The 23,045-nt window shown below is 42.8% G+C and carries 22 protein-coding genes; 15 read left to right on the forward strand and 7 right to left on the reverse strand.

Translation table 11 applies throughout. From position 1 onward, the window contains the following. Nucleotides 1-76 precede the first annotated feature (76 nt). The 3 genes from A5868_RS19480 (at nucleotide 77) to A5868_RS15205 (ending at nucleotide 2,908) form a co-directional block, all read left to right on the forward strand. Nucleotides 77-1,798 (forward strand): C40 family peptidase, encoded by a 1,722-nt coding sequence (locus tag A5868_RS19480; RefSeq protein WP_086304560.1) that lies wholly within the window; start codon nucleotides 77-79, stop codon nucleotides 1,796-1,798. 127 nt (nucleotides 1,799-1,925) lie between these two features. After that, nucleotides 1,926-2,441 carry a GNAT family N-acetyltransferase gene (locus A5868_RS15200; protein ID WP_086304561.1) on the forward strand — a complete coding sequence of 172 codons (516 nt, stop codon included), beginning with the start codon at nucleotides 1,926-1,928 and terminating at the stop codon, nucleotides 2,439-2,441. Between the two features lie 173 nt (nucleotides 2,442-2,614). Then, nucleotides 2,615-2,908: a hypothetical protein gene (locus A5868_RS15205; RefSeq protein WP_086304563.1), complete on the forward strand. Its 294-nt coding sequence runs from the start codon at nucleotides 2,615-2,617 to the stop codon at nucleotides 2,906-2,908. 37 nt (nucleotides 2,909-2,945) lie between these two features. On the opposite strand, the gene A5868_RS15210 is transcribed toward A5868_RS15205, so the two are convergent. Both A5868_RS15210 and A5868_RS19120 read right to left on the reverse strand, forming a co-directional pair. Further along, the gene (locus A5868_RS15210) at nucleotides 2,946-3,233 is read right to left on the reverse strand and encodes a porin (RefSeq protein ID WP_086304565.1); all 288 of its coding nucleotides are present in this window, start codon (nucleotides 3,231-3,233) and stop codon (nucleotides 2,946-2,948) included. A 149-nt stretch (nucleotides 3,234-3,382) separates the two neighbouring features. Further along, nucleotides 3,383-3,520, reverse strand: a complete 138-nt coding sequence (locus tag A5868_RS19120; RefSeq protein ID WP_176281327.1) for a hypothetical protein — start codon at nucleotides 3,518-3,520, stop codon at nucleotides 3,383-3,385. Between the two features lie 225 nt (nucleotides 3,521-3,745). Between A5868_RS19120 and A5868_RS15215 the strand changes: the two genes are divergently transcribed. After that, entirely contained in the window at nucleotides 3,746-5,464 is a 1,719-nt protein-coding gene (locus A5868_RS15215) for a metallophosphoesterase family protein (RefSeq protein ID WP_139843616.1), read from the forward strand. Nucleotides 5,465-5,557: 93 nt separating this feature from the next. Here A5868_RS15215 and A5868_RS15220 read toward each other — a convergent pair whose 3' ends face one another. Next, a complete protein-coding gene (locus A5868_RS15220; protein WP_086304567.1) occupies nucleotides 5,558-6,472 on the reverse strand; it encodes an ArsR/SmtB family transcription factor in 915 nt (304 codons plus the stop codon). A gap of 239 nt (nucleotides 6,473-6,711) precedes the next feature. Here A5868_RS15220 and A5868_RS15225 point away from each other — a divergent pair, with 239 nt between their 5' ends. From A5868_RS15225 to A5868_RS15260, 9 genes are all read left to right on the forward strand, one after another. Then, nucleotides 6,712-7,989, forward strand: a complete 1,278-nt coding sequence (locus tag A5868_RS15225) for an extracellular solute-binding protein (RefSeq protein ID WP_086304569.1) — start codon at nucleotides 6,712-6,714, stop codon at nucleotides 7,987-7,989. 83 nt (nucleotides 7,990-8,072) lie between these two features. Next, nucleotides 8,073-8,978: a carbohydrate ABC transporter permease gene (locus tag A5868_RS15230; protein WP_374044134.1), complete on the forward strand. Its 906-nt coding sequence runs from the start codon at nucleotides 8,073-8,075 to the stop codon at nucleotides 8,976-8,978. A 12-nt stretch (nucleotides 8,979-8,990) separates the two neighbouring features. After that, complete coding sequence (locus tag A5868_RS15235) at nucleotides 8,991-9,827, forward strand: carbohydrate ABC transporter permease (RefSeq protein ID WP_086304571.1); 837 nt, start codon at nucleotides 8,991-8,993, stop codon at nucleotides 9,825-9,827. Between the two features lie 5 nt (nucleotides 9,828-9,832). After that, on the forward strand, nucleotides 9,833-10,243 hold the full coding sequence (locus tag A5868_RS15240) for a hypothetical protein (protein WP_086304573.1): 411 nt from the start codon (nucleotides 9,833-9,835) through the stop codon (nucleotides 10,241-10,243). 18 nt (nucleotides 10,244-10,261) lie between these two features. Then, on the forward strand, nucleotides 10,262-12,064 hold the full coding sequence (locus tag A5868_RS15245) for a glycoside hydrolase family 2 protein (RefSeq protein WP_086304575.1): 1,803 nt from the start codon (nucleotides 10,262-10,264) through the stop codon (nucleotides 12,062-12,064). Nucleotides 12,065-12,182: 118 nt separating this feature from the next. Next, the gene (locus tag A5868_RS15250) at nucleotides 12,183-12,734 is read left to right on the forward strand and encodes a GrpB family protein (RefSeq protein ID WP_086304577.1); all 552 of its coding nucleotides are present in this window, start codon (nucleotides 12,183-12,185) and stop codon (nucleotides 12,732-12,734) included. A 38-nt stretch (nucleotides 12,735-12,772) separates the two neighbouring features. Continuing rightward, on the forward strand, nucleotides 12,773-13,891 hold the full coding sequence (locus tag A5868_RS15255) for an ABC transporter ATP-binding protein (protein ID WP_086304579.1): 1,119 nt from the start codon (nucleotides 12,773-12,775) through the stop codon (nucleotides 13,889-13,891). A 132-nt stretch (nucleotides 13,892-14,023) separates the two neighbouring features. Further along, entirely contained in the window at nucleotides 14,024-14,170 is a 147-nt protein-coding gene (locus A5868_RS19125; protein ID WP_176281328.1) for a hypothetical protein, read from the forward strand. Between the two features lie 63 nt (nucleotides 14,171-14,233). Next, nucleotides 14,234-15,031, forward strand: a complete 798-nt coding sequence (locus A5868_RS15260) for a Cof-type HAD-IIB family hydrolase (RefSeq protein ID WP_086304581.1) — start codon at nucleotides 14,234-14,236, stop codon at nucleotides 15,029-15,031. Nucleotides 15,032-15,400: 369 nt separating this feature from the next. On the opposite strand, the gene A5868_RS15265 is transcribed toward A5868_RS15260, so the two are convergent. Then, on the reverse strand, nucleotides 15,401-16,063 hold the full coding sequence (locus tag A5868_RS15265; protein WP_086304583.1) for a response regulator: 663 nt from the start codon (nucleotides 16,061-16,063) through the stop codon (nucleotides 15,401-15,403). An 11-nt stretch (nucleotides 16,064-16,074) separates the two neighbouring features. Then, the gene (locus tag A5868_RS15270) at nucleotides 16,075-17,595 is read right to left on the reverse strand and encodes a Spo0B domain-containing protein (RefSeq protein ID WP_086304585.1); all 1,521 of its coding nucleotides are present in this window, start codon (nucleotides 17,593-17,595) and stop codon (nucleotides 16,075-16,077) included. 233 nt (nucleotides 17,596-17,828) lie between these two features. Here A5868_RS15270 and A5868_RS15275 point away from each other — a divergent pair, with 233 nt between their 5' ends. After that, the gene (locus A5868_RS15275) at nucleotides 17,829-19,097 is read left to right on the forward strand and encodes a 2-hydroxycarboxylate transporter family protein (RefSeq protein ID WP_086305400.1); all 1,269 of its coding nucleotides are present in this window, start codon (nucleotides 17,829-17,831) and stop codon (nucleotides 19,095-19,097) included. A 205-nt stretch (nucleotides 19,098-19,302) separates the two neighbouring features. Further along, nucleotides 19,303-20,478, forward strand: a complete 1,176-nt coding sequence (locus tag A5868_RS15280; RefSeq protein WP_086304587.1) for an NAD(P)-dependent malic enzyme — start codon at nucleotides 19,303-19,305, stop codon at nucleotides 20,476-20,478. Nucleotides 20,479-20,534: 56 nt separating this feature from the next. On the opposite strand, the gene A5868_RS15285 is transcribed toward A5868_RS15280, so the two are convergent. Together A5868_RS15285 and A5868_RS15290 are read right to left on the reverse strand one after the other, a co-directional pair. Continuing rightward, nucleotides 20,535-21,518: a LacI family DNA-binding transcriptional regulator gene (locus A5868_RS15285; protein WP_086304589.1), complete on the reverse strand. Its 984-nt coding sequence runs from the start codon at nucleotides 21,516-21,518 to the stop codon at nucleotides 20,535-20,537. 16 nt (nucleotides 21,519-21,534) lie between these two features. Further along, nucleotides 21,535-23,034: a sucrose-6-phosphate hydrolase gene (locus A5868_RS15290; RefSeq protein ID WP_086304591.1), complete on the reverse strand. Its 1,500-nt coding sequence runs from the start codon at nucleotides 23,032-23,034 to the stop codon at nucleotides 21,535-21,537. Nucleotides 23,035-23,045: the final 11 nt, after the last annotated feature.

A 23,045-nucleotide genomic window follows, 5' to 3' on the forward strand; every position in this document is an offset into this window, starting at 1 on the left:
ATGACCGCCCATTTCTATTGTGTTATAATTAATTACGTTAAGAAAGCAATGAGAGAGAGAAACGGAGAGATGTTAAATGTCAAATAAAGTTTTAACGAGACGTGAACGACGTCAGCAAAAACGACAGAAGACCACTAACTATCGCTATCTTAAAAAGGGGTCTGCTGTCGTAGGTACAGCATTAGTGACGGTTTCGGTAGCGGCACCATTACTAAATACGCATAAAGTTGAAGCCGTTGAAGGAAAAACGACAGCCACTACGTCAAATGTTGATCAAAAAGCGTTTATAAATGAAATTTCTAGTCAAATCAAACCGTTAGCAGAAAAGCATGACCTTTATGCTTCGATCATGATCGCGCAAGCCATTGTAGAAAGTGACTGGGGAAACAACGAATACGCACAGGCACCTTATTACAATCTATTTGGTTTAGAAGGTCAATATCAAGGCCAGTCAGCAATGCTAGACAAAAAGGATTCTGGAAACGGTCAAACCGAAAAGAAAGAATTAAAAAAATACGGTTCATATAAAGAAGCGATCCAAGATTACATCGAGATCATCAAAACAACTTCTCGCGACGGCAACGAAAACTACTTCAGCGGAACTTGGCGCAGCAATGCGAAAGATTACCAAGCTGCAGCAGCAGCGTTAGCCGGACGCTTAAACGAAGATCAAGGCTATGTTCAAAAATTGGTTTCAACGATTCAAGAGCACGACTTGACTAGCTATGATGCTACTCAACCTGTGACACCGCCAGTTGCACAACCGGCACCAGCAGAACAAGCGGCAACAGCGGCACCAGAACAACCAAAAGAATATACGGTTCAATCTGGCGATACAGTTAATTCTATCACGGATCAATTCGGAATCGGTGTAAAAGAGTTTACGGATTGGAACAAGATCGATGACAGCACGATTTATGCTGGACAATCTGTGATCGTTGGAAATGGCGCAGTCACACAAGACGCTGCACCTGCACCGCAAGCAGCACCTGTGGAAACTGCACCGGTTGAAAATGCAACACCGCAAGCACCAGCAGCGGAACAACCAGTAGTCAACACTACTGCTTCAACAGATGTTTCAACATTGGCATCAACATCAGATATCGCTCAACCGCAACCAACTTCAGATGCACCTGCTCCAGCAGAGCAAGCACCGGCAGTGAAGCAAGATCAGCCAGCGCCAGCACCTGAAAAACAAGCGGTTCAGAATGATCAAGCCGCACAACAACAACAGCAAGAACAAGCTGCGCAACAAGCCGCTCAACAACAACAAGAGCAGGCAGCACAACAGCAAGCGGCGCAACAACAACAAGAACAAGCGGCTCAGCAACAAGCGGCACAGCAACAACAAGAACAGGCTGCACAGCAACAAGCTGCACAGCAACAAGCTGCGCAACAACAACAAGATCAAGCCGCACAACAACAACAATCAACTGATGCTACACGTGGTCAGCAAGTTGTGAACGAAGCGGAGAAATATATCGGCACACCTTACGTATGGGGTGGAAAAGACACCAGCGGCTTTGACTGCTCAGGTCTTACTCAATATGTATACAAACAAGTAACTGGAAAAGACATTGGTGTTTGGACTGTGGCCCAAGAATCATCAGGTACACAAATTTCAGTTGACCAAGCGCAACAAGGGGATCTATTATTCTGGGGCGACAAAGGATCAAGCTACCATGTAGCGATCTCAGCCGGAGGCGACCAATACATTCACGCACCACAACCAGGTGAAAACGTGAAATACGGTTCGACTCAATACTATTCACCAGACTTTGGTGTCCGCGTATACTAAACTAAAAGAACTAAGGATATCCAAGAAAACTCGTGCAGACGGTGTTTACTTGGATATTTTTTTGTCGTTTAATAGAAACAACAGTGTTTATAGTAAAAAGAAATAGCGATAGAAATGAGTGATAGCTATGAGAAGAAAACAATTAGAAACAGAGCGGCTTTATTTTTCCTTTTGGTCAGAAGAGGATAGTCAATGGGCGGAAAAACTTTGGGGGAATCCCAATGTGACGAAATTTATAGCGCAGAAGGGGAACCTGTCGAAAGAGCAAGTCGCTCAGCGCTTGCAGCTGGAGATCGATAGTCAGGCGACTGCCGGGTTTCAATATTGGCCGATTTTTCTAAAGGATGGCGAAAAATTCGTCGGCTGCTGCGGGCTCCATGCCTACGATTTAGAGAATCATGTCGCTGAACTCGGCTTTCACTTAGTCCCTGATGCATGGGGAAAAGGCCTTGCAAAGGAAGCGGCAGCAGCGGTCATTGATTATGCAAGGTCAAGCACCGACTTGACCGCACTATTCGCCGGCCACCATCCAGAAAATCAAGGGTCCGCCAAGGTGCTGAGTAAACTCGGCTTCCAATTTCAAGGCAACCAGTATTATGAACCCACTGGACTAGATCATCCTTCATATTTGTTGAAATTCTAAGGGAACAAGGAAAAGGCAGCTTATCGATTCAAAAAGCCTCGAATCATTTTTCTGATTGACACGTACATTTCTGAAAATAAACAGGGGGAGTTTATTAATTTTGCGCATATTTTGGTATAATTAAGCAAATGAAGCGGATACAAAAAGAAAAATAATGATTTGGGGTGGAGAATATGGCGAATCGAGCGCCGCAATGGCGGTCCTTTCTTGCGAATTTCGGCATGCGATCGAAGAAAGCTGCCGCTGATGTCGTCCTACATGAGCTGGTGGTCTCATTCAAAGCGGTCCCTGCGCCGAACATTCTTCAGCATGTCAAAATAAAAGAAGCAGCCCAGTGGGAAGTGTATGGCAGCGATGTTTTCAGAGGGAAGACGACGTTGAAAAAAGAAGAGATGAAGCGTCTTTTAGTCGATGAATTGTGTCTCAAAGATGATCAGGTGTATGTGGTGGAAGCCAACGCCAATTAAAAAAGACCTCTGAGGGTCTTTTTTAATTGAAGAAGGCTCATTGGAAGAACATCCAAGAACCGATGGCTATAAAGGACAGCGCGAGAAGATAAATGAGCACACTGGAGCAGAGAATCACGATTTTCCCATTTTCACTAAGGAGTCCGTCTTTACGAAATAGGTAGAAGACTTCGTACTTGTGAAAAAGAAAAACACGGCCCGCAGCGATTCCAGCGATGATTCCAAATACAAGCAAAAACACGGAAAGGCTTATGACTGACGTACGTTCCAGAAAAATACAAGAAGAAAGCAAAGCAGCATAGACATATTTTTCCAAAATAATCACCTAATTCTTTTATAGTTCTTTTCTACATATAGTATACGAGATAAACGAACAGCAAAGGCATTCTGATTTTTTACAGTTTGGAAAAAACTAGGGTCAAACAAAAACGGCAGCGCACTCTCTCGATGCGTTGCCGTTTGTTCTTCTACTATTTATGCGATGGGGCAGACCGATTTTTCTGTCGTGGTGCCGACGATGATCGTGTTCGCATAGATTTTCTCGATGATTCCTGTGACTTCCTCACCGTAGCAATCGATTGTCGTGATCGTTTTGCCAATAACTAATTCCATCTATAATCATTCCCTCTCTGAAGCCATGCTACCATTGAAAGGGAAATCATTCTCTTCAAATATGTTTAGGAAAACGAAATAATGTATAACCCGTTTTACTTGTTATTTTCTCAAGCTTGATCCGGCAGACGAGAAATTCCTAAAAATTTCATTGGATTCACGACTTATTCCGCCAATGATCGGCGAAATCGTTATAATGAACATAGTATACAGGAGAGTCCCTCCTTGAATCGAGGTGTTTTTGTGAAACCAAAGGACGAAAAGAAAGAACTAGTCATCAAAAAGCAGACCATTCCCTTACCTTTAAACGGGGCACTATCACCGATGCTGGCTGAACGGATCGCCGGCTATCCTGAAAATCGCCGCCGTCCAGTAAATAAAACCGTCTTTAGAAATGAGTATTTTCAATTGACCTATGATACAAGAAAACGGTCCATGGCGATTTCGTCAAGGGGCGATCTTGTCTATTCAGCGATCCCTTATGATACTGCGCGAAATTATATTCAGCGGGCATCAATCCAGTATTTGCTCCATCCAGAGGAAATTCGGGGCTACATCGAGCTGCACCAATCGACGATCGAAAAGTATTTGACGTTGAGTATTTTTCAAGTGACGGGGAACCGAGTATCGGATACTTCCTTTGAGGTAAAGCAAGCCTACAAGGCGATCCTGCAAAATCCGTTACTGGAGATCCAAGTCGCGGGGCGATTGATGCAGCACGATGAGACAGGACCGTTGTCGGCAAATCTGGCGGGGAAATTCCTCTTTAGTGAAAATGCCAAAACTGGGATCGCCGGGTATCTTTCGGAATATTTGAAGTTTGTTGTCCAAGCAGCCAATTCGTTGCCTTTAATGATTGATGGCAAAGAAGTACAGTTCTTAGAGACGGGGGAAGAAAATCAGCAGTTGATCGATCAGGGATTGACGATCCATTCAGATATTGATTCGGCGTTGTCCTTGCTGCCGCAGGAGGTGAAGCAGGGATTGGAGAACGCGCTGGTGGTGGCAGATTCTGCTCCAGTGGTCAATACCCAGCCGCTGTTACGCTCAGAATATGGCGAGGAATTGGCAAGGACGCGGGAGAATTACATCGCGCACAGTGTTCCACCCGACGAGGCGGAAAAATATTTCACCAATGTTCATTCCACGGAGAATCGAAATTTGATCAATGTAGTGTCTGACGCCCACGTGAAGGAGGGGCCGCTGCCTTTTACCAATCGACACTTCAACATTATGGCGGGAGATATGTCGGATTCTCATCTCACGGAGGAAGAAATCAAAGGAATCTATCTTCTGGGAAATCACGATCTAACCGATGCATTGCCGGAGACGACCGATTTTACCGATGCGAAGTGGCAAAAGTGGGAACCCTTTTTCAACTATGAGTGGTTCAAGGAGCTGCATCGGGAGCCAGATGAAGCATGGTATTTGCTGCCGACAGGGGATCACGATTTCTACGAAGCGGTGAAGTCAGAGATCGCTCCGCGTTTTCCGAAAATGACTGTGTTGAATAACGAGAGCCTTGTTTATGAAGGGGTTCGATATATTGGATTAACCCTTCCTGTCGCTTTAGTCCAACGAAAAAAGGAGCAGCAGCGCTTCATTCTGCGTACACTAAAAAACTTGTTGGACACAGACAAAGAGACGCCCACAGTGATCGTGAGTCATGCACCATTATTCAATGAATTGAGTCTGCTGCCAGAAACGAGTGACGCCTACAATAAGGAAAATACCTGCGGGGAACCAGAGATAGAGAGGCTATTCGCCCAATACAATATCATCGGCGCGATCCACGGGCACCACCATATCCCCGCGTCCTCACGCCGATTTAAGAAGACGGCGTTTGCGGGCAAACGATTGTTTGTCGTGTGTTCGATCTATTCGAAGGTGAATACGGGGTTTGAATTAATGAGTTTGCTTCACGAAACAGAAATGAATAAATAGAAAACAAACTTCCTTGATTGAAGAGAGCCAGCTTCTATCAAGGAAGTTTTTTAGTGAAAAAAATTAAGAGAGCCAGAAAATGACACGTTTTAGTCAGTTGTTTTCGCGATAGTAGACATTGATTTTTATATCCTGATCATGGTTTCCGAAGCCTTTGCCAAACAAGGTCAATCCACCCTTGTTTTTTGAGTCTGCCTCAATTTCAAATCGTAATGTTATAAACTCTTCTTCATGTAGATTCAACTCATCAATGGAGAATTCAGAATAGGATTGACCGTCAATACCCGTATCTAACTTATTCACTCTAAGATGTTTTAATAGCCCATATTGACTAAACTCATCTCCCCACCATAAAGGCGTATAACGCCCTCTAATATCAGAAAAATTCCCGGGCACCGTATAGACAGCTACTTTTTTGTCATTAATAAAAATTGAAATATCACTCGGCCAAACGTTATTTGAAACCGGAAATTCCGACGCAACTTCAAAGCTGAGCTCCAGCATTTCGGGAATCTCCTCTTCTTGAAGCATATTCGGAATTTTATATTCAACAAATCCATTATTAAACCAAAGCAAAGAGGCATCTACGCGTTTTTCATCCATAAAGTATTTTGGTTCATCGGTTAAGCCAACGATATCTTTTGTCGTAGCAAGACCGCAAGTCGGCTCTACATGGAAGTCGGTAAAATGACCTAAACGCAGGTTCGTTTGGTGGGATTTGTACTCCTGATAGACCTTTTCAGGAAAGGAGAGGTGAATGGTATCGACTTTTAGATAGACAAGTTTTTTGTTGCGATTAACACCGATTCCTCTTTCTGACCCTAGCAGTCCTGCATCTTCCATTTGCTGCACATGTCTGGTCACGATCGCATTGCTGAGTTTTAGATTTTGAGCAATCTCACCGATGCTTTTTTTGTTATTTCCGATAAATAATAGAATGTTGATTCTTGTTTCGCTTGCTAATGCTTCAAGAACGGGCAGCGAATACGTACTTAAATCTAGTTCCATAAAATCCTCCGTTTAACCAAAAAGTTAAATTGTTTATTTGTCAAACAAGTATATCATATGTCGTGTTTAACTAAAATGTTTTATTTGAGATTGTTTGTCAAAACTTCATTGACAGCGCTTTCTATGCATGATATTTTCTTTTCAGAACAAAAGGAAATTCTATGTTTGACAAATTAGTTAATTTTATTTTTTCGAATGAATTAAAAAGATTAACTTATTAGTAAAAAGGAGGAAAATAAATGAAACTATCAAAAATGGCAAGTTTAGTGATTGTGGCAAGCGCGTGTTTAGGATTGCTCGCGGGATGCGGAAAGGGGGAGTCGTCTGGTGGCTCTTCAGCAAAAGACAAGAAAGAAATTGTTTTCTGGAACCCCTTTACTGGTGCCGATAGTGAAAATATCAAAACCATGATCAATGAATATAACGATACAAATCCAGAGTATAAAGTAAAAAATGTTGCAATGAAAGAAATCGATATGTACAAGAAAATCCCAACAGTTGTCAGCTCTGGTAAAAATATTCCTGACTTGAATATCGTTCACGCGGAACGCATCCAACAATACAAAGATGGAGATATGCTCACACCTTATGACGAGGCGTTAGGTGATTACTCAGAAATTAAAGGTGAAAATTATGTAGAGGCCGCTTGGAATATCGGTGAATTGGATGGAAAACGTTATGGATTACCATTAGATATCCATTCGTGGGGAACTTATTATAATAAAGATTTAGTGAAAAAATATTGTCCGAATGCTCTAGATGATAATATCGTGACCTTTGATGAAATAAAAGAGGCAGGAAAAAAAGCGAAAGCGGATAAGATCGCTGCTGTTGGAGCTACTTGGGTAAAACCAAATTTCATGTCATTGCTTAAACAAAATGGTGGTCAATTATCTGAGAATGGGATTGATCCGACATTGGATACACCTCCAGCAAGAGAGGCAATCGGTATGTGGCATGACCTTTCTGAGGCAGGCTATACAAATAAAGATGGGGAAGATGCAGCGCAAATTTTCGTGTCGGGTAAAGCGATTTTTCTACCTGAAGGAATCTGGGCGCAAAATACAGTGAATGAAGCAGAATTTGAATGGGGATTTACCAATTCACCGCAATTGTCAGACGATTTGAGCAAGGCAGTCAACTGGTCGTCTTCTCATCAGTTCGTGATGTTTAAAAATGACGATCGGACAGATGAAAAGACGAAAGGAATCCTAGATTTCATTGAATGGGTGCGTACCAATTCATTGGAATGGGCAAAAGCTGGACAAAACCCTGCGTCCTTAGACATTTTAGAAAACGAAGAGTATCAAAAAATGCCTCAATCCCTTTACATCAATGATCCAAAAGAAAGAGAAACACTGACCATCTTCGATTATAAATATTTTGGTTATGTGTCCGATTACTTGGAAACAAATGGTTTTGATGCAGTTTTCGGCAAAAAATCAGTCAAAGATTTTACTTCTGGAATGGAAAAAGAAGTGAAGGAAAAAGTTGCCAAGGACAAAACGAACAAATAGGAAAAAAGTCGTGATCAAAGTAAGAACGGTTTTTCACTGCGATCACGCTTTTTCTTTCTTAGTGATGAAAGGATGAAAACAATATGATGTCAACAGCCGAAAATGTTAAGACCAAAAAGCCGATAAAGATTGCGATGAAACCTTGGCTGTTCCTAGCACCGCATTTAATTATTTTCTTTATCTTTTTCTTGATTCCTTCAGTTTTTGGGGTGATTGTTTCTTTTACTGATTGGGATCTTGTTGGGACACCGGAGTTTGTAGGATTGTCTAATTATCAAGAAATACTCTTTAATCAAGACTCGATTTTTTATGAGCAATTGCGGATTGGTCTTAAGAACACCGTACTATTCGTGATCTTCACCGTGCCATTTTGTATTATCGTTCCATTATTGTTGGCGGCTGCGTTGAACGCGAAACCGAAATTTTGGAAAGTGTTTCAGTCCTTATTCTATTTACCGTCCTTATTCGCGATTTCTGCAGTAGCCATTCTTTGGACGATGATGTTCAATGTCAGCTTCGGACCGATCAATCACTTGTTGGGAACGGATATTCCTTGGGTAGGGATTCAACCTTATGCTTGGACTACTTTAGTCGTGGTGACGGTTTGGTGGGTGATCGGTGGAAACATGATCATTTATCAAGCGGCACTAAACGGAATTTCAAAAGATTTCTATGAAGCAGCGGACATTGATGGCGCCACTTCTGTACAGAAATTTTTCAAGATTACATTGCCTGCGATTAAAGGCCAGATTTTGTATACCGTTGTCATGACGACGATTTCTCAGTTTAATGTTTATGGCCAGCCGTTGATGGTGACTAAAGGTGGTCCGAATGATTCAACGCGGGTGCTTTTAATGTATATTCAGCAGAATGCTTTTGGTTCTGGTCAGTCGATTGCTGGGATGTCTTCAGCGTTAGCGGTCATTTTAGGACTGTGTATCATGGTTGTTTCCGCTGTGCAATTCGTTTTGCTGAGAAATAAGGATTAGGAGGGAAATAGAATGAAAAAAAAACCAGTGACAAAAATCGTAGCGTTTCTATTTTTATTTGTCATGGCAGTCATCTGGATGCTGCCATTACTTTACGGCTTTTTCACATCCTTTAAGTCTCATGGAGAAATCATGACTAGCGGCTTTAAGATTTTGCCCGCAGAATGGGTGATGAGTAATTACTCCAACTTATTGGTCAACAATACAAGTGCTCCGTTATTAAGATGGTTTTTGAACTCGATGTTTATTGCCGTAGTTCATACGATTTTGGTGCTGTTTGTTGTTTCTTTTTCAGCCTTTGCCTACAGTCGCTTGAATTTCAAAGGGAAAAATTTGTTGTTCACCTTTTTATTGGTGACGATGATGTTTCCATCGGTAGTAAATTTGATTCCCCTCTATAAAATCGTTGATATTTTCGGATGGGTGAATACTCCAATGGCAATGATCGTACCGGCCGCGGCGGGCGTTTTCAATATCTTCTTAGTGAGACAATTTATGGACAACATACCAAAGGATTTTGACGAAGCAGCACAAATTGACGGTGCAGGTGAATTTACCATTTTTACAAAAATTATTCTGCCCTTGGTGAAGCCAGTTCTATTAGTCGTTGCATTGTTTTCTTTTACAGGTTCTTGGAACGACTTTTTGTGGCCATCGATTGTGTTTAATGATGTTGAACGCATGCCAATAACGGCTGGGTTGCAACTGTTGCAAGGAATGTACGATGTTAAACCGGGTTTGTTGATGGCCGGGGCCTTGATCGCGATCATTCCGACCTTCATCTTATATCTTTTTGCACAAAAATACTTCCTGCAATCAATGTCACTTTCAGCAGGTGTGAAAGGATAAGGCAGATGAGTCGAAAAAAAGAACGAATGTTAATCAAAATTATGGGGACTTGGCAAGTCATCGACGGGCTTATTACGATCGTGTTTTATGGCATTTATCAAGAGTTTTTTTCCCATCACAATACCAGTAATTTTAGCACAAAGTATCATGGAATGAATGCGCTTTTCGGGAATGCCTTTTTGTTTATCTGTGGCTTTGGCACATTATTGATCGGTCTAGGCTTGTTCAATTTGATCGCTAGTCAAAAATACATTAAAGACGATCAAGTCATTAGAGCGATCGGCGTTGTTCTATTGATTCAAGCGCTGTTTTCTTACATGATCTTAGATGTCATTAGTTTAGTGTTAGGAATGTCGGCAGCAGTAATCCTGCTAGCAAAAAATAAAAGTATTCGCTTAAGCAGTCAGGCTGGTTAAGCAGGTCAGGAGTAGAAAATGAATAGAAATGAATACCCGCGTCCACAGTTTGTCAGAGAGTTCTGGATGAATTTAAATGGCGAATGGCAATTCGCCTTTGATGATGAGAATCAAGGAAAGAAGGAGCGTTGGTTCGCTGATAAGCAACTGGACAGTACGATCAATGTCCCCTTTGTTTACCAATCTGAATTGAGTGGAATCAACGATCGAACGCCCCATGACATTGTTTGGTATAAGCGCTCTTTTGAGGTTCACCCTGCAAAGGAAGAACGTGTACTTCTTCATTTTGGCGCGGTGGATTATGAAGCTGAGGTTTATATCAACGGGCAACTTGTGTGTCACCATATTGGTGGAAATACTAGTTTTTCAATCGATATTTCGGAAAATTTGAATACGAATGCAAAGCAAGAAATCAGTGTGCGGGCGTATGACAGCCACTATGATGAAACGATTCCGCGAGGAAAGCAATTTTGGGAGGCTGAATCTCGGGGGATTTGGTATACGAACTCTACTGGGATTTGGCAAACGGTTTGGTTGGAAATCGTTCCACAGAATTATATCAAAGACATTCGAATCACGCCGTTATTTGACGAAGGAAAAGTCTCCTTTGATGTGGAGCTCCCATCCGTGCAGTCGAAAACATCGTTAAATTATGAGATTAGCTATGGTGAAATACCGATCGCATCAGGAAATTTGGATGTTGTATCAACAAGAACTGTTTTTGACGTGGAACTCATTCAAAATCATATTTTCCGTACTAATTATCATAATGAAGGATGGACCTGGACACCGGAAACCCCCAATTTATTTGATGTGAAGTTTCGCTTAGTTGCGGAAGGTCAAACCATGGATGAAGTTTCCAGTTATTTTGGCTTACGTAAGATTCATGCAGAGGACGGCATGGTATTTCTAAACAATAAGCCGTACTATCAAAAACTGGTGTTGGATCAAGGGTATTGGCCGAGCGGCTTATTGACAGCTCCGACTGACGCAGATTTTATCAAAGACATCGAGTTGGCGAAAGAAATGGGATTCAACGGCTGTCGTAAACACCAAAAAGTAGAAGATCCTCGTTTTCTTTATTGGGCGGATAAGCTTGGTTTCATTGTTTGGGGAGAATGTGCCGCACCAACTGTCTATACCCATGATTCCGCCGAAAGGTTAGTAAGAGAGTGGTCAGATATTATTCGCCGTGATTACAATCATCCATCAATCGTTACTTGGGTGCCGGTCAATGAAAGTTGGGGAGTACCAAACATTTCCTTCGATCGCCAACAACAGCACTATACACAAACGATGTATCATTATATCAAATCGTTGGACCCTACACGATTGGTGATTTCTAATGATGGTTGGGCATTGACAGATACAGACATTGTCGCGATCCACAATTATGCGCATGGGGAAGAAGAGGAAAAAGAAAAGTACCTCTATTTCAAAGACAGTTTGTCCACGGTTGAAAAATTGATCACTAGACGTTCAACGCCATGGCCGATTTTTGCTAACGGCTTTTCTTACCAAAAACAGCCGATTTTATTAACGGAATTTGGCGGCATTGGCTTTGATGTCTCTGGTCAACCTGGTTGGGGGTATACCTCCGTGGAGAATGGGGAAGAATTTTTAAGAGACTATCGCCGGGTGATGGAAGCTGTTTTTGCTTCAGAAGGTCTTTGGGGCTATTGCTATACTCAGTTGAGCGATGTGGAACAAGAAATCAATGGTTTGCTGACCTATGATCGTGAGCCAAAATGTGACTTGGAAGAATTAGCAAAGATCAATGGTTTGTACCATTTGATGACTTTGGATAGTTTTAGTAATTAGGAAGGTTGATCCGCATGGATTCTACACGGATCATTTTGGGAGGCAATGCTCAAAAGAGAACTCTTTAGCTGAAAAGATTGCTCAATTGATGTAGGACGTACAATCTAGGAGAGAAAAAATGACAGAGGAAAAACAAGTTCAGATCGTCGAGTACGATCCTGCGTGGCCGCAGCAGTTTACAGCTATCCAAAAAATGTTGAACGAAGAATTGGTTGATCGGATTCTAAAAATTGAACATGTCGGCAGCACATCGGTTCCCGGCTTAGCTGGTAAACCTATTTTGGATATTGATATCGTCATTTCTTCCATGAAAGATTTTCCAGAGGTGAAAAAACGCTTGGTGGAACGCCTTGATTATGTGCATGTTGGCGATCAGGGCGTTGAAGGAAGAGAAGTTTTTGAGCGGCCGTATCAAGATGAATTTATGACTTACCAATTATATGTCTGCACGCAGGATAGTCCGCCACATCGTTATCATACGAAGTTTCGGGATTATTTAAGAACACATCCAGCGGCAATGGCAGAGTATGCGCAGTTGAAAAAAGCATTAGCTGCGAAACATTTTGACGACCTAATGGCTTATTTTCATGAGAAAAGTCAATTTGTCGAGAACATTCTGCAGGAAATAAATCAGCAAGCTAAACAAGCTGACGGGAAAGAAGTCCAGTAGAATCCAGAGGATAGGAAAAAAGAAACGGGAGATGGAAAATGGTCGAATTAGAGTTAAATCACATTTACAAAAAATACGAAAGCAACGAGAATTACACTGTTACAGACTTTAACCTACAGATTAAAGACCGTGAGTTTATTGTTTTTGTCGGGCCTTCTGGTTGTGGGAAATCAACTACGTTACGCATGGTCGCAGGACTGGAAGATATTTCCGAAGGGGAATTTAAGATCGGTGGGACCTTAATGAATGATGTGGCACCAAAAGATCGCGATATTGCGATGGTGTTCCAGAATTATGCATTGTACCCACATATGACAGTTTTTGATAACATGGCTTTTGGCTTGAAGCTGCGGAAATTTGAAAAAGCTGAAATCAAAGAACGAGTTGAAAACGCGGCTGAAATACTGGGTTTGACGGAGTACCTGCAAAGTAAACCCTCTGGACTTTCAGGCGGACAACGTCAGCGAGTTGCATTAGGAAGGGCGATCGTTCGTGATGCGAGAGTTTTCTTGATGGATGAGCCATTATCCAATTTGGATGCAAAACTTCGGGTGGCTATGCGGGCAGAGATTGCCAAACTGCATCGTCGGTTAAAAACGACAACGATCTATGTCACTCATGACCAAACAGAAGCAATGACAATGGCAGATCGCATCGTGATTATGAAAGACGGATTCATCCAACAGATTGGCACACCGCAGGAAGTGTACAATACACCGAAAAACAAATTTGTTGCAGGCTTTATCGGGTCCCCAGCGATGAATTTCTTCCCTGTCACCATATCCAATGGCTATATTACCGACGGAAAAGGATTGTGCCTACGTGTTCCTGAAGGAAAAAATAAGATGCTAATTGAAAAAGGCTATGAAGGGAAAAATGTAATTTTTGGTATTCGTCCAGAAGACATTCACACAGAGCCAATCGCTATTGATGCGGCACCAGATTCCACAGTGAAGGCGAATGTTGTTGTTTCAGAATTGTTGGGAGCAGAGACGATGTTGTATACGAAAACGGGTGAGACGGAGTTCATTTCAAGGGTAGATGCACGTGATTTCCACCAGCCAGGAGCGACTGTGGAATTGGCATTTAATGTCAGTAAGAGTCATTTCTTTGATCCAGAAAGTGAAAATATCATTTCTCTTAATTCAAATGATTGATGTAAAGTTCATCTTCAATAAAATGACAAGTTGTGAATAAGGCTCTTTTCTAGAACACAACAGCACTGAATAATATGGGGAAGAGATGCACTTTATGAATAAGCCGTAAATTTGGATGGAAGAGTCCGATTTATGGCTTTTTTACGTCGCTTTTTAGAACTCAGAATTCCGAAAGTTGTATCGAAATCACAGAAATTAAGGATTGGTAATAAATGTGCTTTTTTAGCAGAAAAGACCGATTATCTATGGGAAAATGAAAAAAGCAAAGGCGGAACGTAGAGTAAACGGAATCTAGTAGAAGGTTTAGGCTTGAAAATAGGAAGTAAGAGAAGGTGGAACAGGATGAAGGATGTAAAGATTATTTTTTTTGATGTGGATGGTACATTGATTGATATGGAGAAAAAACAAATTTCAGAAAAGATGCTGGCAACTTTGAGAGCGCTTAAAGAACAGAATATTGTTCTTTGCATTGCGACGGGGAGAAGCCCAATCGCGTTGCCTCAGTTTGAAAATCTGACTTTTGATGCTTTTTTGACCTTTAACGGGTCTTATTGTTTTAACCAAAAAGAGAGTATTTATAAAAATCCGATTCCGCAAAAGGATGTGGTGCAAGTTGTTGAAAATGCGAAGGCGCTGAATCGTCCGGTAGCGATCGCTACGAGTGATAAAACCATTACGAATGGCGAAGATGTGGATTTAATTGATTATTTTGCATTCGCTCATCAACCGGTGATTGTATCAGAGGACTTTGATGCGACGATACAGAAGGAAGAAATCTTTCAATTAATGCTAGGCGCTCGCAAAGAAGAGTATGCGGAAGTAATGAAGCATACGACGGCTTCAAAGATTACGGCTTGGTGGGATCGTGCGGTGGATATCATCCCAACTAGCAGCGGTAAGGGTACTGGGATCAAACAAATGCTGGATTATTATGGCTTTGATAGAGACCAAGCGATTGCATTTGGCGATGGGAATAATGACATTGAGATGCTTGAAGCCGTTGGCTGGGGCTTGGCCATGGACAATGCGTCTGAGGATTTGAAAGAAATCGCGGATGAAGTCATCGGACATGTGGCCGAAGAGGGCATCTACCATTTTTGCCTAGAAAATGGCTTGATTGAGGACAATCAGTTCGGATAGATTGGCGAAAGCGAAGTGACTTTTTATGGGGGACATACTTTGTGAAGAGAGCGTGCTATTGCAGTTTGATCATTCTACTTCGCTACGAACCTGTAAAGAGAGCATGGAGAAATTGAAGAGCTTCGGCGATGACAGTTCACTCTGTCATTCCGGGGAAGATTTAGAAATAGTTGAAAGACCTTGCCGCTTACGTATGGAGCGGTAGGGTCTTTTTGTATAATCGTCTGTAGGCTGTTTCTTAATCTTATCGCATACGTATTTTGTGAGGCCGACTTTTTCCCGAAAAGAAGGCTGTTATGAGGAAATTAAACGAAACTCATGCTAAAGCAGGTGGCTGGCTAGGTCAATTAAGGGGGTAGTCGTTTCCATTTACAAACATCGAAAAGCCTTATAGGGACGACCAACCTTGGTGTAAACAGTCTCTGCTTTTAATTGTTTCGTTTGTTCCAAATGACTGATGTATTTTCGTACTGACACGTGGGACAGGCCGCATTGATCCGCTAACTCTTGGATCGTAAAGGGCTGATGGATGTCATGGATGACCGTCAAAATATGAGTCAGCGTATCTACAGACAAGCCTTTTTCCAAGTCATCGGAAGGGGCGGGTGCTGCTTGTTTGAAGAGTGAGTCAAGGGTCGCTTGATCGACCTCGATGCCCTCGAGGCGCTGCTTTTTTTCTTGGAACAAGGCGATACTTTTTTTAAATCGTTCAAACGTGAAGGGTTTGATCAAATAGTCGATAACGCCAAGGTGCAATCCTTCCTTGACGCTGGGCGCTTCGTTGGCTGCGGTGATCAAAATGACTTCATGGTTCGTTTGGTTCATCCGCAGTTTTCTCAAGATGTCCAACCCGTTGCCATCCTTTAAATGAATATCTAGTAAGATCAGCGCGATTGTTTTTTCTGCTAACAAATTCTCCGCATCTTCAACTGTTGCGGCGGAGTAGAGGGCTTGAAAGAGCCCCATTTTTTCTAAATAGCTGCGATGGATGAATTCCACCATCGGATCGTCTTCGATAATCAGCACGTTCATGTCGATTCTCCTTATTCTTGATACGTCGTTTCTAAGCAAATGGAAAGGGTTTGTTCGTTTGTCTCCAGTTGAAATGTTCCTTGCGCATCTTCAATGAGCTGTGAGAAATAATTCTCGGTGAAGACAGACTCGAGGGTCCGTACATCGGCTTCTTTCAATTGAATATGATAACAGGTTTTCAGACGTTGTTCACGATAATCGATCGCCATGATGATCTCGTCAGGTAAATGACGCAGCAGGAGCGCGTGATGGATGTAGCGATAGATGTTGATCAAATGTGTCGTTTGCTCCTGATTTGCGGTATTCGGGATTTCCGGTGAGATTTCAATTAAGAGCTGGGTCTTTCGTTCCGCAAATTTTTCCCGTTCTCCGATGAAGAAACCGGCAATTACTGGATTTCTTACCAGAAGGGAAAGACGATGAGAAAATTCCTTCTCCGGCTTCAAAATGTCGTTCAAATAAATCTTCAGTTCGTCATAGCTTTCCAAATCCACTAAGCCGTAAATGACATGGAGCTTATTCATAAACTCATGAGACTGGCTTTGCAGGGCGGAAGCGTAAGCTGTCGTATTCGCCAATTGGTCCGTTACAAATAACGATTCTGTCGCGTTTCGTAAGAAGAGGATCGAACCGACCCGCTTTTTATGAACAGAGATCGGAGCGACTGAAAACAGATAATCCTGCCCGTTTTGGCGATAGAGCTGCTGTATGGAGCGGTTGAAGTCGATTTGTTCTTTATCTAATAGAAGCTGATCAATCGTCTTGCCCGTCAAGGAATCCGCCGACCCGCTCAATTTATGATACATCTCGTTAGCAGCGATATTTGCTAAATTGATGGTATCGTCGGTATCGATGACGACCACCACGTCTTTGGTCTCGTCGAGCATCGCATTTCGTTCCGTTAGCAGACGGGAGATCTCTTTTGGCTCCAAATTCAGCAGTTGCTTCTTCAAGTAATACGCGACGATCGATGCAACGATCAATCCGACGCCGATGCTGACCAGCAGTGCGATCGTGTATTGCTGGCGTGAATTTTCGACTAATTGAGTCAAGGAATCGAGTTTGATCCCCAGAGCAATCACGCCGATCTGTTGATCCTTCTCAAAAACAGGCACAAAGCCTCGCAACGATCTGCCTAAGGTGCCTTCACTAATCGAGACGTGGGATTTTCCATGAAGCGCCTTTGCTTCATCCCCGCCTTCAAAATGTTTGCCGATCTTCGTTTCATCTGGGTGGGTCAATCGAATCCCCTTCATATCCATCAGTACGATAAAATCCATCTGATGGATCTTGGCGACCTCTAAAGTGTAGGTCTCCGTTTTTTCGGAAAAGGCATTCTTCTGTAATGTTTGCCGAACAGAAGGTTCTAAAGCCAATTGCTTGCCGACAGACAGCAGCAGTTCTTCTTCTCTTTTTTGAACAATCTTCGCGTCCTGGTATAAAATCACACTATAAAGTACGGTGTTGGTCACTAGGAGCGTGGCGATAAAAATAATGGATAGCAAAGCCCACAGGCGTAGTCCTTTTTTCATTGTTTGTTCCTCCGAAATAAGTATAGCATGGGAGTTCTTTCGTCGTTCGCTTAAATTAATTGAGTTACTTAAATAAGTTGAACAATCTATCGAAGGCGTTGAAAACCGATTATGCTGAAAGCGGAAACAAATGAGGAGGAGAAACAATCATGGAAAAAAATGTTCAAAAGCCCAGTGTGAATCTGACCCATCCGAAGTCGAGCGAGAAGGCGCACTCTTTTCTCGAAAAGTGGATGGACGTTAAAGTAGGGTCTGTCCCGCTGCCGGTATACGTCGTGCTTTCAGCAGTGATCTTCGTGACGGGAATGGCGCAGCAGCTGCCGGTAAATATGCTGGGGGGCTTCGCAGTCATTTTAACAATGGGATGGTTATTAGGGACGATCGGTGGAAATCTGCCCTTTGTCAAAAACTTTGGTGGACCGGCAATTTTATCTCTTTTAGTTCCGTCGATCTTGGTATTTTTCAATTTGGTCAACCAAAACGTATTAGCTTCTGCGAACATCTTAATGAAGGAAGCCAACTTTTTGTATTTCTACATTGCTTGTCTTGTTTGCGGCAGTATTTTGGGAATGAACCGCAAGATGCTGGTACAGGGTTTGATGCGAATGATCGTACCTATGATGGTAGGGATGATCTTTGCGATGGGTGTTGGAACACTTGTGGGAGTGCTGGTCGGGTTTGATTGGCAGCACGCTTTGTTCTACATCGTTACACCCGTTCTTGCCGGAGGAATCGGAGAAGGCATCTTGCCGCTATCGATCGGATACAGCGCAATCACTGGAGTCGGAAGTGAGCAATTAGTGGCACAATTGATCCCGGCAACGATCATTGGTAATTTCTTCGCGATCATGTGTTCCGCGCTGCTGTCGCGCTTTGGCGAAAAACGTCCAGAATTTTCTGGTCAAGGACAGCTAGTCAAAGTTGGCGACACTGATGACATGGCGGATGCATTAAAAGAAGACAATTCACCGATTGATGTCAAATTAATGGGGGCTGGCGTATTGACGGCGTGTACCTTGTTTATCGCCGGCGGCTTGCTGCAGCATTTTACCGGATTTCCTGGACCTGTATTGATGATCGTATTGGCCTCTTTGTTGAAATATTTGAACGTTGTACCAAAAGAAACTCAACGCGGCTCAAAACAATTGTACAAATTTATTTCTGGAAATTTCACGTTCCCATTAATGGCTGGATTGGGCCTGCTGTATATCCCATTGAAAGATGTGATCGGCACACTTAGCTGGCAATACTTCATCGTGGTGATCAGTGTCGTCTTCACGATCATCGTGACCGGCTTCTTCATTTCACGCTTTATGAACATGAATCCTGTCGAAGCAGCGATTATCTCTGCCTGCCAAAGCGGCATGGGGGGAACTGGTGACGTGGCGATTTTAAGTACTGCGGATCGTATGAACCTGATGCCATTTGCGCAAGTAGCGACACGCCTAGGCGGAGCCATCACCGTGATCGTGATGACCGGTGTCTTACGGATGATTTTTTAAGAAAGATCGAAAAATAAACACAGTAATATTAAACTGAAGAAGGATTTCAGTTCCTCTTTTCGCAGGATTATTAGCGGTATGGGAACAAAAACATCAATCCGAACAAGGGCAGCAAAGTATAGAGGAATGACATACGGCCTGAAAATCAAAGTTATTTTTCTGGATAGAAAAATGACTACATTAAACTGAAGAAGGAGCAATTCAAATGAAAAAGGATGTAAAATCACTTGCGTTGGAGCAGGCGAAACAGTATGGCGGCAAATTGGAAGTTGTATCGAAGGTTACGATCGATGATCGCGAGGATTTGAGTATTGCGTATACGCCAGGTGTGGCGGCAGTTTCTTCGGCTATTGCGGAAGACAAAAAATTGGCGTACGAATTGACAACGAAAAAAAACACGGTTGCTGTGATCAGCGATGGTTCAGCAGTTTTGGGTTTAGGCAATATCGGGCCTGAGGCAGCAATGCCAGTCATGGAGGGGAAGGCAGCGTTATTTAAACGATTTGCTGGAGTAGATTCGATCCCCTTGGTCTTGGACACTCAAGATACCGAGGAGATCATCCAGATCGTCAAAGCGCTGGCACCGACGTTTGGCGGGGTGAATTTAGAAGATATCAGTGCGCCGCGCTGTTTTGAGATCGAACAGCGTTTGATTGAAGAATGTGACATTCCGATTTTTCATGACGACCAGCATGGGACAGCGATCGTTGTCTTATCTGCGTTATTCAATAGTTTAAAATTGATTGGAAAAACGATCGAGGAAGTAAAAATCGTTGTCAATGGCGGCGGTTCTGCGGGACTCTCTGTGACGAGAAAATTCTTAGCAGCAGGCGCAAAAAATGTAACTGTGGTAGACAAGCACGGCATACTAAACGCAGATGATGCGGCAGAATTGCCAGAGCACCATGCGGAAATCGCCAAAGTTACGAACCCAGCCCATGCCTCTGGAACATTGCAGGATGCCTTAGTGGACGCAGATGTTTTTGTCGGCGTGTCAGCGCCTGGCGTGTTAAAACCAGAATGGATCAAGGCGATGGCAGAAAAACCAGTGATCTTCGCGATGGCAAATCCGACACCGGAAATATTCCCTGATGAAGCATTGGAGGCAGGGGCTTATATCGTAGGAACAGGCCGTAGTGATTTTCCAAATCAAATCAATAATGTACTGGCCTTTCCAGGTATCTTCCGCGGCGCGCTGGATGCCAGAGCACGAAAAATCACTGTTGAGATGCAGATTGCAGCGGCGAAGGGGATCGCCAGCTTGATCCCTGAAGATGAATTGACGACGACCAACATCATTCCTGATCCGTTTCAAGCGGGCGTTGCAAAAGTCGTTGCGAAATCTGTTAGCGATGCGGTGTATGAAACAGCAACCGTTTAACGAATAAAAACGTACTTCCGATTGAGGGAAGTACGTTTTTTTACTTGCCGCGAAGATTACGTTGTTTTTCCTTGGATAAGTTTTATCGGCAGTGCATAGTATTGTTCTAATTTTTTTTCTGGGAGGGTGATGCGTTGGATCAAAAGATCCACTAATAAATCCGCAAAATCAGAAATTGGTTGAGCGATCGTTGATAATTGAGGGAAATAATTTTGAACAAATTTCGTTCCATCATAACCAATCAGCTTTAAATCTTCTGGAATTGAAATCTTCATCTCTTGGCAGATATTGTAAACTAAAATCGCGGTTAGATCATCCGTACAAAACAGGCTGTCCAACTCTCCATTTTCTAAAATCCGCTTGATTTCTAACGTTTTAAGAGCCATAGAATTGGCTCGGGAATCAATAGTAAAAATGTGAGACGCTAACTGCTTGCTGGACAAAAATTGCTCATAGCCCTTTAAGCGGTCATTCGTTGGAGAATCTGATTTCAAGCTCCCTGTCAGAATCCCAATTTTTCTACAGCCTCGCAGATACAAATTTTCCGTCGCTAAGTAACCACCATGAAAATTGTCACTTCCAATAATCGGGATGTTTTCCGATAAAAAGCGGTCAAAAGAAACAATGGGCAGTCCGATGTCATCGTATTCTTTGATTCCTAGGTTATGTGCGCCAGCGATAATCCCATCCACTCGATTTGCTGAGAGCATATTGATATAGGCGCGTTCTTTTTCTTTGTTATTGGCACTATTGCAGAGGATCGTTTTATAGCCTTGTTCAAAAAGTGTGGCCTCCAATTTATCGACGAGTTCGCCAAAAAAAGGATTGGACACCGTCGGGAAAATAAGTCCGATCAACTGTGTGTTTTTTCCTTGCAAAGAGCGGGCGAGCGAGTTGGGTTGATAGTTCAATTCTTTCATCGCGGCATGCACTTTGTCGATGGTTTTTTGACTGAGCGAGCCATAATTATTGATCACTCGAGAAACCGTAGTGGGAGAGACGCCTGCTTTTTTTGCGACATCTGTCAATTTGATTGCCATCGTATCTTCTTACTCCTTAATCGTTCATCATCTTACGCAGACGCCAGATATTTCCAGAAAAATGGCCGGAATTTCCTTCAAGAAAGAGGCCATTTTCATTTTCAGTTGGAAACACTCGTACAGTCAGAACAGCCTGACCATCATTTACGAAAATCTCGCAAACCGAGCGGTCAACGAAAATCTGTAAGGACAGCGACCGATACTTCTCGATCGCGAGGGTTCTCGTTGTCCCGTATTCTTGAGCGAACACATGGCTTACGCGTGAACGGTCTAAAGTAATCATACCATTTTTTGTATCGAAGTCGATCGTTAACGAGTGATCTCTTTGCGGATCTGAATAAAGATGTAATTTGCCCTTACTATTCGCAGGAAGATCAAGCATCAATTCATAACAGTTGTCTGTTTGCGCTGCAATCGTAGTAGGTGTTTGAGCCAGTGTACCCTCAAATGAAGTCTGATCCTGCCTCAATTCAACGACTTCTTTGATAGGCTTTTGGTATAAGTGCCCGCCTTGCAGGTGCAATTCTTTGATGATACTTAGGCAATGTGCCCAGCCCTCTGAATCACTTGGATAAGCTACCTCAGGGAGACCAATCCAACTTACGGACAAGGCTCGACCGTCTGGCGCATTGAAGGCCTGTGTCGCGTAGACATCAAACCCAGCATCCAAATTAGCCAATGGGCTTGGATTGATCAGTGAAAGCCCATCAGGACTCAATGCGTCCGCCACGATATACGCATTCGGATAAATATTTTGATAAGCCATAATCGTTTTATCCAAGCCTTGAGGGCAGAATAAGAAAACAGGGTGGTCATCAATAAAGACCAAGTTCGGACATTCTACCATAAATCCCATTGACTGATCTGAAAAATCTAAAGGCCCGTCAAACGTCAATGTTTCTAAGGATTCGCCGGAATATACCAGTATTTTGCCTTCCAGTTCGTCGGTTTGTGCACCAATCAAAAGCCAATAGTTCTCTTGGTGATGAAAGACCTGAGGATCGCGAAATTCATGGGTATAGCCCTCAGGTGGAGAAGGAATAATTGGTTTCTTCTCTTTCATTATTTTTCCCTCTTTGTCCATACGCGCCAACATTTGATAGGAAGCCCGTTCCCATTTTGAATCCCGAACATTTCCTGTGTAGGCCAATACGAGTTCGTCATCGACCACGATACCGGACCCTGAATAGACACCGTGCTGATCATAATCAGAATCAGGCAGGAGTGCGATGCCCTCCGTTTTCCAATCCACCAAATTTTTTGATGACACACGGGCCCAAGATTTTACTCCGTGAACAGGTCCCATGGGATAAAATTGATAGAAGAGCTGCCATTTCCCATCGAAGTAAGAAAAGCCGTTTGGATCATTTAGCAGTCCGCTTTCTGGTTGGATATGATAGTTCAGCCGCCAATGAGAGTTTTGAACCGTATCGAGTAAAAAATGTTGATAGGTGTCACTCCATTGAGTATAGGGTAAATAGCGCAGGTCAGAGGTCCATTTGTCTATTAAATTCATTTTTTATTGTT

Source organism: Enterococcus sp. 12F9_DIV0723 (genome assembly GCF_002174375.1).
Lineage (GTDB): Bacteria > Bacillota > Bacilli > Lactobacillales > Enterococcaceae > Enterococcus_A > Enterococcus_A gilvus.